13 protein-coding genes and 1 tRNA gene are annotated in these 12,046 nt (G+C 71.5%); 11 read left to right on the forward strand and 3 right to left on the reverse strand.

Annotation, left to right across the window (positions count from 1 at the left end):
- Positions 1-2 precede the first annotated feature (2 nt).
- Complete coding sequence (locus U5911_RS06975) at positions 3-446, forward strand: TIGR00725 family protein (protein ID WP_336036237.1); 444 nt, start codon at positions 3-5, stop codon at positions 444-446.
- A 125-nt stretch (positions 447-571) separates the two neighbouring features.
- Here the strand turns inward: U5911_RS06975 and katG are convergent, their stop codons facing one another.
- The gene (gene katG, locus U5911_RS06980) at positions 572-2,791 is read right to left on the reverse strand and encodes a catalase/peroxidase HPI (protein ID WP_336036238.1); all 2,220 of its coding nucleotides are present in this window, start codon (positions 2,789-2,791) and stop codon (positions 572-574) included.
- 175 nt (positions 2,792-2,966) lie between these two features.
- Here katG and U5911_RS06985 point away from each other — a divergent pair.
- A tRNA-Pro gene (locus tag U5911_RS06985) sits at positions 2,967-3,039 on the forward strand.
- Positions 3,040-3,041: 2 nt separating this feature from the next.
- On the opposite strand, the gene U5911_RS06990 is transcribed toward U5911_RS06985, so the two are convergent.
- Entirely contained in the window at positions 3,042-3,548 is a 507-nt protein-coding gene (locus U5911_RS06990) for a DUF6653 family protein (protein ID WP_336036239.1), read from the reverse strand.
- Positions 3,549-4,029: 481 nt separating this feature from the next.
- Between U5911_RS06990 and U5911_RS06995 the strand changes: the two genes are divergently transcribed.
- The 4 genes from U5911_RS06995 (at position 4,030) to tgtA (ending at position 7,033) form a co-directional block, all read left to right on the forward strand.
- Positions 4,030-4,566: a P-loop nucleotide/nucleoside kinase family protein gene (locus U5911_RS06995; RefSeq protein WP_336036240.1), complete on the forward strand. Its 537-nt coding sequence runs from the start codon at positions 4,030-4,032 to the stop codon at positions 4,564-4,566.
- 50 nt (positions 4,567-4,616) lie between these two features.
- A complete protein-coding gene (locus tag U5911_RS07000; RefSeq protein ID WP_336036241.1) occupies positions 4,617-5,174 on the forward strand; it encodes an NUDIX hydrolase in 558 nt (185 codons plus the stop codon).
- A 67-nt stretch (positions 5,175-5,241) separates the two neighbouring features.
- Positions 5,242-5,415 carry a hypothetical protein gene (locus U5911_RS07005; RefSeq protein ID WP_336036242.1) on the forward strand — a complete coding sequence of 58 codons (174 nt, stop codon included), beginning with the start codon at positions 5,242-5,244 and terminating at the stop codon, positions 5,413-5,415.
- Between the two features lie 145 nt (positions 5,416-5,560).
- Positions 5,561-7,033, forward strand: coding sequence for a tRNA guanosine(15) transglycosylase TgtA (gene tgtA, locus U5911_RS07010; RefSeq protein ID WP_336036243.1), 1,473 nt, complete (start codon positions 5,561-5,563; stop codon positions 7,031-7,033).
- 36 nt (positions 7,034-7,069) lie between these two features.
- Here tgtA and U5911_RS07015 read toward each other — a convergent pair whose 3' ends face one another.
- Positions 7,070-7,957, reverse strand: a complete 888-nt coding sequence (locus U5911_RS07015; RefSeq protein WP_336036244.1) for a mechanosensitive ion channel family protein — start codon at positions 7,955-7,957, stop codon at positions 7,070-7,072.
- Positions 7,958-8,072: 115 nt separating this feature from the next.
- Here U5911_RS07015 and arcS point away from each other — a divergent pair, with 115 nt between their 5' ends.
- The 5 genes from arcS to U5911_RS07040 all read left to right on the forward strand — a co-directional run bounded on the left by arcS (position 8,073) and on the right by U5911_RS07040 (position 11,961).
- Positions 8,073-9,827: an archaeosine synthase subunit alpha gene (gene arcS, locus U5911_RS07020; RefSeq protein WP_336036245.1), complete on the forward strand. Its 1,755-nt coding sequence runs from the start codon at positions 8,073-8,075 to the stop codon at positions 9,825-9,827.
- Between the two features lie 58 nt (positions 9,828-9,885).
- Positions 9,886-10,314, forward strand: coding sequence for a CBS domain-containing protein (locus tag U5911_RS07025; protein ID WP_336036246.1), 429 nt, complete (start codon positions 9,886-9,888; stop codon positions 10,312-10,314).
- A 188-nt stretch (positions 10,315-10,502) separates the two neighbouring features.
- The gene (locus U5911_RS07030) at positions 10,503-10,790 is read left to right on the forward strand and encodes a DUF8103 family protein (protein WP_336036247.1); all 288 of its coding nucleotides are present in this window, start codon (positions 10,503-10,505) and stop codon (positions 10,788-10,790) included.
- 375 nt (positions 10,791-11,165) lie between these two features.
- Positions 11,166-11,447 carry an ArsR family transcriptional regulator gene (locus tag U5911_RS07035; protein WP_336036248.1) on the forward strand — a complete coding sequence of 94 codons (282 nt, stop codon included), beginning with the start codon at positions 11,166-11,168 and terminating at the stop codon, positions 11,445-11,447.
- 343 nt (positions 11,448-11,790) lie between these two features.
- Positions 11,791-11,961 carry a hypothetical protein gene (locus U5911_RS07040; RefSeq protein WP_336036249.1) on the forward strand — a complete coding sequence of 57 codons (171 nt, stop codon included), beginning with the start codon at positions 11,791-11,793 and terminating at the stop codon, positions 11,959-11,961.
- The last annotated feature ends 85 nt before the right edge of the window (positions 11,962-12,046 follow it).

Here is a 12,046-nt window from a genome sequence, read left to right on the forward strand (position 1 = left end):
CGATGCGCGTGAGCGTCGCCGGCGGCAGCACGCCGCCCGAAGCCGCGAAGCGGCACGCGCGCGAGGTCGGGCGCCTGCTCGCGGAGCGCGGCCACGTCCTCGTCTGCGGCGGCCTCGGCGGCGTGATGCGCGCGGCGTGCCGCGGCGCCAGCGACGCCGGCGGCCACACAATCGGCGTCCTGCCGGGCGAGGACCGGCGTGCGGCCAACGAGTACGTCGACACGGCCATCGCGACGGGGCTCGGGCACGCGCGGAACGCGCTGGTCGTGCTGAACGGCGACGCCGTCATCGCCGTCGACGGCAGCGGCGGCACGCTCTCCGAGGTCGGATTCGGTGCGGTCTACGACCGCCCGATAGCCGGCATCGGCGCGCCCGACGCGCCGCACGTCGAGGCCGTCGACTCGCCCCGGGAGGCGGTCGAGTACGTCGAGCGGCACGCAGACTGACCGTCGAGCGGCACGCAGACCGACCGTCGAGCGGCACGCGGAGTGATTGCCGAGCGGCACGCGGAGTGGCCGTCGAGTCGCTGGCGGTCGCGGCGCGCGGAAGAACGAGGGGTCGGTCGACGGGCCTACTCGAGGTCGAAGCGGTCCAGGCGCATCACGTGCGTCCACGCGTCGACGAAGTCGCGGACGAACTTCTCCTCGCCGTCCGCGGCGCCGTAGACGTCCGCGATGGCGCGCAGGCGGGCGTTCGACCCGAAGACGAGGTCGAAGCGGGTGGCCTCCCACTCGACGTCGCCGGACTCGCGGTTCCGGACCTCGAAGACCTCCTCGTCCTCGTCGACGGCCGTCCACTCGTAGCCCATGTCGAGGAGGTTCACGAAGAAGTCGTTGGTCAGCGTGCCCGGGTCGTCAGTGAAGACGCCGCGGTCGGTGTCCCCGTAGGTCGCGCCGAGCGCGCGCATGCCGCCGACCAGCACCGTCATCTCCGAGGCGTCGAGGTTCAGCAGGTCCGCCTTGTCGACCATGCGCTCCTCGGGCAGCTGGTCGTAGCCGCCGCCGAGGTAGTTCCGGAAGCCGTCGGCCTCCGGCTCGAGCACCTCGAAGGACTCGACGTCGGTCTGCTCCTGGGTGGCGTCGGTGCGGCCCGGCTCGAACGGCACCTCGACGTCGTAGCCGGCGTCGGCGGCCGCCTGCTCGATCGCCGCGTTGCCCCCGAGCACGATGAGGTCGGCCAGCGAGACGCGCGTGTCGTCGTCGCGGGAGCCGTTGAACTCCTCCTGGACGGCCTCGTAGGTCTCCAGGACGGTCCCGAGCTCGTCCGGCTCGTTGGCCTCCCAGGTGCGGTGGGGTTCGAGGCGGATGCGGGCGCCGTTCGCGCCGCCGCGCTTGTCGCTGTCGCGGTACGTCGACGCGGACGCCCACGCGGTCTTGACGAGCTGGGCGCGGGAGAGCTCCGAGTCCAGCAGCGCCTGCTTGAGCTCGGCGACCTCGTCGTCGCCGACGAGCTCGTAGTCGGCCTCCGGCACGGGGTCCTGCCAGATCATCGTCTCCTCGGGGACCTCCGGGCCGAGGTACCGCTCGGGCGGCCCCATGTCGCGGTGGATGAGCTTGTACCACGCCTTCGCGAACGCCGCGCGGAACTCCGAGGGGTCGTCCTGGAAGCGCTCGAGGATCTCCCGGTAGTCCGGGTCGCGCTTCAGGGCGACGTCCGTCGTCAGCATCATCGGCTCCTCGGACTCGTCGAAGTCCTGGGCGTCCGGGGCCTTCTCGATGGCCTCGCGCTCCTCCTCGCTGGCCGGCCGCCACTGCCAGGCGCCGCCGGGGCCCTTGTGGGGCTCCCACTCGTAGTTCAGGAGGTTGTCCACGTACCCCATGTCCCACTGGGTGGGCGTGGCGTTCCACGGCCCCTCGATGCCGCTGGTGATCATGCCGGCCTTCTCGAAGTCGTGGTCCCAGCCGAGGCCCTGCTCCTCGATGGGCGCCGCCTCGGGCTCCGGGCCGACCTCCGTCTCGTCGTCGGCGCCGTGGACCTTCCCGAACGTGTGGCCGCCGGCGATGAGCGCGACGGTCTCCTCGTCGTTCATCGCCATGCGGTCGAACTCCTCGCGGATGTTCGCCGCCGAGCCCTCGACGTCCGGTTCGCCGTACGGCCCCTCGGGGTTCACGTAGATGAGCCCCATCACGGTGTTCGCGAGCGGGTCGCGGAGGTCGCCGACCTCGCCGTCCTCGTAGCGCTCGGGCGAGGTCTCCTCCCACTCGGTCTCGGGCCCCCAGTCGGTGGCGTGGTTCGGCTTGAACTCGTCCTCGCGGCCGCCGGCGAACCCGAACGTCTCGAAGCCCATCGACTCGAGGGCGACGTTCCCGGCGAGCACGATGAGGTCGGCCCACGAGAGCTTGCGGCCGTACTTCTGCTTTACGGGCTGGAGCAGCCGGCGGGCCTTGTCGAGGTTCACGTTGTCCGGCCAGCTGCTCTCCGGCGGGAGGCGCTGGAGGCCGCCGGACGCGCCGGCGCGGCCGTCGGCGGTCCGGTACGTGCCGGCGCTGTGCCACGCCATCCGGATGAACAGCGGGCCGTAGGTGCCGTAGTCCGCCGGCCACCAGTCCTGCGAGGACGTCATCACGTCCTCGATGTCCGCTTTCACCGCCTCGAGGTCGAGGTCCTGGAACGCCTCCGCGTAGTCGAAGTCCTCGTCGAGCGGCCCGACGTAGCGGGTGTTGTCGTCGAGGACGTCCACGTCCAGCAGTTCCGGCCACCAGTCGTCGACGCCCTTGGGGTGCCAGTGCTCCCGCTTCCCGCCGTCGGGTCGCGGGTCGTTGGTCCCGTTCTCGGATGTGTCGTCACTCATCGAGCTTCTACCCGTCCCGACACAGAGGCGCCTCCCGGTTAACGGTGCCGTTAGCATCTGCCAACTCCGGCGGGCTGGTGGGCCCGCCGAGACGGCCGCCCGTTGCACCCCCACGGCGCGACCCCTTCTCCCGATTCGGAAGCGTTAAACCGTCCACGGGCGAACGTCTCACTGCGGGCCGGTGGGGTAGCTTGGTATCCTTCGGCCTTCGGGTGGCCGTAACCACGATTCAAATTCGTGCCGGCCCACTTCACGTACACCCCTTCTCCCGCATCCGCCGACAGGTAGTGGCGCGGCCGGCGTCCGGACCCGGCGTACGGGCGGCCCGGTGGGCGTCAAAGCGGCGGACGAGCACGCCGACCCACCAGAGTTTCAGTCCGCTCGCCAGGACCGTCGCCACGCCGGCACGGGCCGGGCGGCGGCGCCACGCGGCGACGAACGCGTAGAGGAACGCCAGCGCGCTCGCCGCGTTGCAGACGTTCGGGTAGGCAGCCCCGACCGTCCCGTTGCCCTCCTCGCGGACCCACCACCGCTCGGCGAGCACGGCCCGCGTCATCCACGCGTCCTCGGAGTCGGGCGGCGGGAACGCGAGCGGGTTGAGCGCCGCCCAGGCGAGCCCCGCGAGGAGGAGCCGCCAGTCCCGCCGGTAGACGGCGTACACGAGGACGGCGCCGGTCGGGACTCGCGTCCACCCGCTCTTCGGGTTCGCGTGCCGGGCCCAGAACGTCTCCTCGAGGCCGTCCAGAGTCCGTTGCATGCTCACTCGTTGGACGGTCTCGGGCTTAACTCTCGACCGTGCTCGCGGTCCACGTGCGCGGTCGGTCGGTCGACCCGTGGTCCGGGCCTCGCGACGCCGTGCGCGGTCGGTCGGTCCACGGCCCGTGTCTCGCGGTGCCCGTGCGTGGTCGGTCGACCCGTGGTCCTCGCCTCACGGTGGCAACTACCTACCACCATATAAATCGCCATTACCTGTCAGGGGTGAAGGGTTCGACTGCGGACGTGATACGGCGATGCGATGGCGTGCACGAACTGCGGCGGACGGGGGGCCGTGGACGATTACCGGGTGCGGTTCGTCCACGGGAACGGCGAACCGACGGAGATGGAACTCGAACTCTGCGCGGAGTGCGCGGGCGAGTTCCGCTCGGAGGACGGCGTCACGGTCGACTGACCGCGCGCGTCGGAGCGGCGGCGATTCCACACCTTCATATTGCGGGCGCGTCGTGTCTCAGTCGATCACCGTGAGCGGGGAGCGAGCCATCGCGGACGACCCGGTCCGGGGCCGACAGCCGCGCGTCGTCGTGGTCTGCGGGCTGCCGGGCGCCGGGAAGACGACCGTCGCCGAACACGCCGCCGACCGACTCGACGCCGTCCTCCTGCGCACGGACGTCGTCCGCAAGGACCTCTTCGAGGACCCCGAGTACACCGACGCGGAGATGCGCGCGGTGTACGAGGAACTGCTCGAGCGCGCCGCCGCCGCCGTGCGCGCGGGCGACGCGGCGGTGCTCGACGGCACGTTCCAGCACCGCGACCTCCGGGACGACGCGCAGGCGGTCGGCGACGACCTCGGCGTCCCGGTGACCTTCGTGAAGGTGGACTGCGAGACGGACGTCGTCCGCGAGCGCATCCGCGAGCGGACCGGCGACGCCAGCGACGCGGACTTCCGGATCCACCTCCAGTACCGGGAGTCCTTCGACGACGTCGACCGCGAGCACGCCGTCGTCGACAACTCCGAGACCCTCGCGTCGACGCGCGAACAGGTGACGGCGCTGTTCTGAGCGGGCGGCGTCGCGGCAGGCTTTTGTCGCGGTGCCGCGAACCCGCGGCCGTGACCGGCGACGACCGCGACCCGCTCGCGTGGGCGACGAAACGCAGCGAGGTCGCCTACGAGTGCCCGGGGTTCGAGATCGTCCGCGAGGACGTCGAACTCCCGGACGGCACCGTGACGGACTTCGACTACCTCGTCGACGACCCGGCCGTCGTCCTGCTGGCGTTCACGCCCGGCGGCGACGTCGTACTCGTCGAGGAGTGGCGGCAGGCGGTCGGGCGCGTGAACCGCGCGCTCCCCGCTGGCGGCGTCGAGGACGGCGACGACGACCTCGCGGCGGCCGCGCGCCGCGAGCTCGCCGAGGAGACCGGCTACGAGGCCGACAGCGTCGAGCAGTTCGGCGAGTTCGAGCCCGCGAACGGCATCGCGAACGCCGTCCACCACTACTACGTCGCGCGCGGCTGCCGGCCGACCGCCGAACAGGACCTCGACTTCGACGAGTCCATCCGCGTGACGACGACGCCCTACGAGGACCTGCTCGCGGCGGTCCGCGACGGCGACGTCCGGGACGGCCGCACCGCGCTCGGCGTCCTCCACTACGAGCTCCGCGCGGACTGACGGCCGCCGACCGCGAGCCGGCCGGCGCGTCCGCCGGCTTTATCGCCGCGCTCCCCGACGCACCTGCATGGGTGCCATCGTCTACGAGGACCCCGACGGCGGAGCCACCACCTGGAAGACCAGCGACGACAACCTCGGCTACGACGAGGAGACGGGCCACTGGCTGGTGACGAGCGACGACGGCAGCACGGTCCGCCGCATCCCACGCGAGCGCGTGTTCTACGTCGAGGCCGGCGAGTAGCCGCCGGACTCCGGCCGTCGGCGCGCCGGGCCACAACGGGATTCCAGCTGTCGGCGCCGAGCCACAACGGGATTCCAGCTGTCGGCGCGCCGGGCCGCGACCGGACAGAAACCCTTACGCGCGGCCGTCGGCTACCCCTCGTGCAATGAGAGAGGTCTTCGAGGTGGTCGCGCAGGACGGCGCCGCGCGCGTCGGCGAACTCGACGTGCCGCGGGCCGGCGCGACCGTCGAGACGCCGACGCTGATGCCGGTCGTCAACCCGAACCTCGTCACCGTCGAGCCGTCGCGGTTCCGCGAGTTCGGCGCGGAGATGCTCATCACGAACGCCTACATCGTCAACAGCGACCCCGACCTCCGCGAGCGCGCGCTCGACGAAGGCCTCCACGACATGCTGGGCTTCGACGGCGCCATCATGACCGACTCCGGGAGCTTCCAGCTCGCGGAGTACGGCGAGATCGACACGGACACCGAGGAGATCCTCGCGTTCCAGCACGAGGTCGGCAGCGACGTCGGGACGCCCGTGGACATCCCGACGCCGCCGGACGCCGACCGCGAGCGCGCCGAGCGCGAACTCGCGACGACCAGGGAGCGCCTCGAACTCGCCGAGACCGTCGACGTCGGCGACATGCTCGTGAACGCGCCCGTCCAGGGGTCGACGTACGCCGACCTCCGCGAGGCGGCGGCCCGACACGCCTACGGCACCGGCCTCGACCTCTTCCCCGTGGGCGCGGTCGTCCCCCTGATGAACCAGTACCGCTACGGCGACGTGGCCGAGGCCGTGCTCGCGGCCAAACGCGGCCTCGGCCGGGACGCGCCCGTCCACCTCTTCGGCGCCGGCCACCCGATGATGTTCGCGCTCGCCGCCGCGCTGGGCTGTGACCTCCTCGACTCCGCCGCGTACGCCATCTACGCCCGCGACGACCGCTACCTCACCGTCCACGGCACCGAACACCTCGAGGACCTCCACTACTTCCCCTGTGACTGCCCGGTCTGCGCCGAGCACACGCCGGACGAACTCGAACGCGTGGGGGACGACGCGCGCGAACGGCTGCTCGCCGAGCACAACCTCCACGTCTCCTTCGGGGAGCTCCGGCGCGTCAAGCAGGCCATCAAGGCCGGGAACCTCATGGAACTCGTCGAGGCGCGCGCGCACGCCCACCCGCGGACCCTCGACGGCTACCGCGCGCTCCTCGACCACGCCGACCAGCTGGAGGCGACCGATCCGGCGACGAAGGACGCGTTCTCCTACGCGTCCGCGGAGAGCGCGCGCCGCCCCGAGGTCGTCCGCCACCACGACCGCCTCGCGCGCCTCGCCCCCGAGGGCGACGTCCTCCTCACCGAGGGGTCCCGGGACGACCGCTACGACGAGTCCTGGAACGTCGTCCCGCCGTTCGGGCCGTTCCCGCGCGCGCTGTCCACCACGTACCCCCTGAACGCGGAGACGCCCGAGCGCATGGACCGCGCCGGCCACGAGGCCGCCGCCGACGGCGTCGCCGCGCTCTGCGAGGCCAACCCCGACACCGAGTTCACGCTCGCCCACCGCGGCTGGCCCGACTCGGCGCTCGACCGCGTGCCCGAACGCGTCGCCCTCGTGGACATCTCGCCGGACGGCGCGTGACCCGGGGCGGTCGCGGATTCGAGCGCGGCGCGCGACTCAGTGCTCGGCCGGGCGCTCGACGGTCAGCGACCCGGAGACCTCGCGGCCGGCGGCGGGCGCCAGCGTCAGGTCCGCCTCGTCGAAGCGGCGCTTGACGCGCCGCCGGAAGTCCGAGCGCACGGCCGCGACGTCCGCGCGCCCGGGGTCCTCGACCCAGAACTCCGCCTGGACGGTGACCGCGTCGGCGCCGAGGTCGAGGACGCGGGCGTCCGGCGCGGGCTCGGCGGCGACGCCGTCGTGGTCGACGGCGACCGCCTGCAGTTCCATGAGCGCGCGCTCGGTGTCCTCGGCGTAGGCGACGAACGCGCGCTCGGTGACGCGGTAGCGGTCGCCGCCGAACGGCCGCGTGAGCGCGTTCGTCGCGAGCTCGGTGTTCGGGACGGTGACGACCTCGTGGTCGGCCGTCCGGATGCGCGTGACGCGGAAGTCGATGGCCTGGATGACGCCCTCGCCGCCCGGCCACGAGATCCAGTCGCCGACGTTGAAGTCGGGGTCGGCGACGAGGAAGAAGCCGCTGACGAGCGACCCGAGCACCTCCTGGCCGGCGACGCCGAACGCGAACGTGAGCGCGGCGATGAGGATGGCGGAGTCGGTGGTGACGAGCACGCCGGCCTGCCCGGTGGCGGCGAGGCCGGCGAACACGGCGACGCCGACGAGGACCGCGGCGAGGTACGTCTCCGCGGCGGTGACCAGCGTCGGGTTGTTCTCGTTGCGGTCGCGGAGCACGCCCGCGACGGCCGGCACGACGACCAGCCGCCCGAGCAGGTAGACGGCGGCGGCGACGGCACCGAACACGAGGACGTCGACGGCGACGCTGCTGTACGGGTCGAGCGCGTCCGAGACGCCGGGGACGGCTCCCGGCGTCGCCGGCCAGGCGGGTGTCATAGCGGGTCGTCGACGGCGCGGCGGATAAAACCGCTGTCGAGAGGGGTGCGGCGGCGCCGCGGCCGCCGCGCGGAAACGGCAAGGCAATTGAGCGCGCGGGCCGGAGGGGCGTGCAATGACCGACTACTTCGAGGTGCACGCCCGCGACGCCGCGGCGCGCGTGGGCGAACTCCGCCTGCGCGACCCGGTGGTGACGCCGGCGCTCGCGGACGACGTCCTGGCGGACGCGGGCAGCCAGTGGGTCCAGCACCGGGACCGCCCGGAGGGCGACGAGTCGCAGTTGACGGTGCTCCCGCACCGGGGGTTCCCCTCGGGGACCGCGGAGGAAGTGCAGGCGTCGTTCGCGCCCGAGTACCCGGACGTCGACTTCCCGAGCGCGGCGGTCGTGTCGCCGCAGACCGCCGCCGACTACGGCGCGGACGCCTACGTGCTCTCCGGCGCGCCCGGCGTCGTCGGCCACGGCGCCGCGTTCGAGGACGCCGTCGTCGAGACGCGCGAGGCCATCCCGGACGACACCGCGCTCTACCTCTCGGGCGTGGCGACGCCGCGGAACGTCGCCGTGCTCGTCTACGCCGGCGTCGACCTCGTGGACGCCGACCGCGCCGTGATCCGCGGGACGCAGGGCCGCTACCTCACGACGGAGGGCGAGTACGACCTCGCGGCCCTCGACGAACTGCCGTGCTCGTGTGCGGCCTGCCGCCAGCCCGTCGCCGAGTTCGACCGCGGGGACTGCGTCGACCACAACGTCGCGGTCCTCGAGGCCGAACTGGCGCGCGTCCGCCGGCGCATCCGTGACGGTCGGCTCCGGGACTACGTGGAGGGGCAGGCGCGCCACGAGGCGTGGGCGACCGCGGCGTTCCGCGAGCTCGACCAGGAGTACGCGTACGTCGAGGAGCGCACGCCCGCGTTCCGGGACTCGCTGTTGCTGTCCGCGACCGAGGACGCGCTCCGGCGGGTGGAGATCCAGCGGTTCGCCGACCGCGTCACCTCGCGGTACCGCAAGCGCCTCGACGGCCACCCCCTGTTGTTGGTGCCGTGTTCGGCGGCGAAGCCGTACAGCGACAGCCAGAGCCACCGCCAGTTCCAGGACGCCGCGAGCTACCGCGCGCACGTCGTGTCGATGACGTCGCCCATCGGCGTCGTCCCCCAGGAGCTCGAGCTCACGTACCCCGCCCAGCACTACGACAGCGTCGTGACCGGCCGGTGGAGCGCCGAGGAGACGGACTTCGTCGCGCGCGTCCTCCGGCGGTACCTCGAGCGCACGGACTACTCGCGCGTGCTCGCGCACGTGCCGCCGGAGGGCTACCGCGAGGTCTGCGAGCGCGTCGAGCGCGAGGTCGACGTCCCCTTCGAGTACACCGTCGAGGACCACCCGACGACGGACGCGAGCCTCGGCGAGCTGAACGCCGCGCTCGCCGGCGAGGACACGATCTGGGTCGAGGAGCGCGAGGAGGCGACCCTGAAGGCGGTCGCGGACTACTTCGTCGGCGACGGCGCCGGCGACGAGCTCTTCGGCGACCTCACCGTGCAGGGCCGCTACCCGAAACTCCAGGCGCTCGATTCGGACGGCGAGCAGCTCGCGGCGCTCGTCCCCCAGTACGGGTCGCTGTCGTTCACGCTCGCGGGCGCGCGCCGCTGGGTCGACTCGGACGCTCCGACGAAGCGCGTGGAGATCGACGCGTTCGTCCCCGAGGGCAGCGTGCTCGCGCCCGGCGTCGTCGACGCCAGCGACGACATCCGCGTCGGCGACGAGGTCGTCGTCGAGGGCCCGACGGCGTTCGCGGTCGGGCGCGCTGAGATGCCGGGTCCGGCGATGGTGGACTCGACGCGCGGCATCGCCGTCCAGGTCCGGCACAGCGAGGAGACGTAGCACTCGACGGGCCGGCGCGAGCGAAAGAGCTACCCTCGCGGTGTGTGAACACGCCGCCATGCTCGTCCGCGAGGTGATGTCGACGGACGTCCTCACCGCGCCCGCGCGGACCGCGGTCCGGGACGCGGTCGGCCGGATGCTCGACGCCGGCGCCGGCAGCGTGGTCGTCACCAGCGACGGCACGCCGGCCGGCATCCTCACGAAGGTGGACGTCCTGCAGGCCGGCCACGAGTACGACCGCCCGCTGAGCGAGATTCCCGTCTACGCCGCGGCCAGCCGCCCGCTCGTCACCGTCGAGCCGTCCGCGACCGTCCGCGTCGCCGCCGCGCGCATGTTCGACCGCGACGTCCACCACCTCCCGGTCGCGGACGGCCAGACGCTCGTCGGCGTGGTCACCGCGACGGACCTGCTGGCGGCCCAGGGCGACCTGCTGCGGGAGGCCCGGGAGCACCGCGAGCAGCGCGAGGAGTGGGACCACACCGACTGAACCGGAATGGTAATCGAGCTGGGGGTAATCGTCGCCCAGGGGGACCGTCGACGGTTCGACTCCTGGTCCGGTACTCGCTGAAGCAAGTTACAGAACGGTGCAGAACGTTGTAGATACTGTTCGGCGGCGTGAAAGTATTTCTAACCAATACTTTCAAGTTAGGGACCTACTAAGCCTACATTCGCTACATGATGAGCGATGGGGACTACTGTTTCGAGGGGGTGGGGCCCCGAATCGAGCGGACCGACCAGATCGCGGACCCGCAGTGGGCGGTCGTGAAGTCGCTGCTCGAGGTGAACAGCGCCTGCACGAACACGCTCGAGGACTTCCTGCTGTACTCCTCGACCGGCCGCCTCGAGGACCTGCCAGCGGAGGAACTGACCGCCCGGATCGACGAACTCGCGGAGCGCCAGCGGCGGACGCTCGAGGAACTCGAGCTCGCGAAGGAGGCGCTCCGGGAGCTGGACGACCGGTAACCGACCGCGCGGTGATCGGCCGCGAGCCGTTCGCTGCCCGCGTTTTCTCGGAGTGTCCGTCGGCGCAGACGCCGGAGTTCCGCCACCGAAGTACTTTTCTACGCGCACCCTAACGTCTACCGTGGGCGTATACTGATAGTATCCGCCCGCCCCCGGACCCGGCTCCGCCCGGGTACGACGGTTGGTGACTCGCTTCCCCCCGCGAGCCCACCGCGAAGCCGCGGACGGCCGTCCCCACCGGCCGTCCGCGCCGTCGTTGCTTCGTCCGGCCCACACCACCCCCCGAGCGCGACTGTGAGTAGAACTGGTACATACCAGTCGTATTTAAGAATACCTTCCCAAGTATATATGAGCCCTGACTACCACCGAGTGCGTATGAAACTCGCAGTCCCGACGGATTTCGAGATCCTCGACGCGCTCTCCGACGGGAAACGTAACAACGCTGTCAATCTGTCTCACCTCCTCGAGAAGAACCGCGCGTACATCAACACGCGGCTCCCCGTGCTCGCGGACTACGGGCTCGTCGAGCGCGTCGGCCCGGCGCCGAACAGCGGCCTCTACGAGATCACGGCGAAGGGCCAGGCCGCACTGGAGCACCGCGAGGCCTACGAGAACGACGAGGACTTCGAGGCGCGCGTCGAGGACGAACTGGCCTGACGGCCGCCGGGACGCGAGGACGACACCGCGGCGCGGTCGACGACGACTTCTCCTGGACGCCGTTCGCGTAGCGGCGGCGCTCCGCCGCGGTCGGTCGCTGGTCGCCGTCCGGGCCCGTAGCGAGTGCGCAGCGGGCTGGACGCCGCCGACGAAACCGCCCCGTGAGCGCCCAGAGCGACGATTATACGCCTCCCTAACGCTGTTAATCCTTGGTTAGTACCGAACCCATCTACTGACGGTATCTATAAGTGGTATCACTCTGAAGGGTGGACCTGTCTGGTAGCGAAGTCACCAGACTTCACCCAAACCGAATGGAACGCTCGACAACCGAAATGGAGCAAGGATGACAGCCTCGCACGACGGCGACGGCGACGACGCACGCGACGTCACGCGGACGACCATCGAGGTCAGCCGCGACGTCTGGCGACAGGTACGCAGCGACGCCGTCGCCGACGGTCAGAACGTCTCACGAAAGCTCGAGGAGGTGCTCGAGGATTACTACGACCTCGATTGACGCGCGGTACGGCGCGACACCGCCGGAGCACGCGACGACTCGGGAGGGGCATCGCTCGCTAACCGACGATTCAGACAACAACACA

The sequence above is a fragment of the Halobacterium yunchengense genome (genome assembly GCF_037031165.1).
GTDB classification, from domain to species: Archaea; Halobacteriota; Halobacteria; order Halobacteriales; family Halobacteriaceae; genus Halobacterium; species Halobacterium yunchengense.

Bases quoted from the DNA above. Each gene is read 5' to 3' on its own strand.
- tgtA (WP_336036243.1), top strand. From the start codon at position 5,561: ATGAGAGAGGTCTTCGAGGTGGTCGCGCAGGACGGCGCCGCGCGCGTC.
- U5911_RS06990 (WP_336036239.1), bottom strand. From the start codon at position 3,548: ATGCAACGGACTCTGGACGGCCTCGAGGAGACGTTCTGGGCCCGGCAC.
- katG (WP_336036238.1), bottom strand. From the start codon at position 2,791: ATGAGTGACGACACATCCGAGAACGGGACCAACGACCCGCGACCCGAC.
- U5911_RS07025 (WP_336036246.1), top strand. From the start codon at position 9,886: ATGCTCGTCCGCGAGGTGATGTCGACGGACGTCCTCACCGCGCCCGCG.
- U5911_RS07005 (WP_336036242.1), top strand. From the start codon at position 5,242: ATGGGTGCCATCGTCTACGAGGACCCCGACGGCGGAGCCACCACCTGG.
- arcS (WP_336036245.1), top strand. From the start codon at position 8,073: ATGACCGACTACTTCGAGGTGCACGCCCGCGACGCCGCGGCGCGCGTG.
- U5911_RS06975 (WP_336036237.1), top strand. From the start codon at position 3: ATGCGCGTGAGCGTCGCCGGCGGCAGCACGCCGCCCGAAGCCGCGAAG.
- U5911_RS07015 (WP_336036244.1), bottom strand. From the start codon at position 7,957: ATGACACCCGCCTGGCCGGCGACGCCGGGAGCCGTCCCCGGCGTCTCG.
- U5911_RS07035 (WP_336036248.1), top strand. From the start codon at position 11,166: ATGAAACTCGCAGTCCCGACGGATTTCGAGATCCTCGACGCGCTCTCC.
- U5911_RS07030 (WP_336036247.1), top strand. From the start codon at position 10,503: ATGATGAGCGATGGGGACTACTGTTTCGAGGGGGTGGGGCCCCGAATC.
- U5911_RS07040 (WP_336036249.1), top strand. From the start codon at position 11,791: ATGACAGCCTCGCACGACGGCGACGGCGACGACGCACGCGACGTCACG.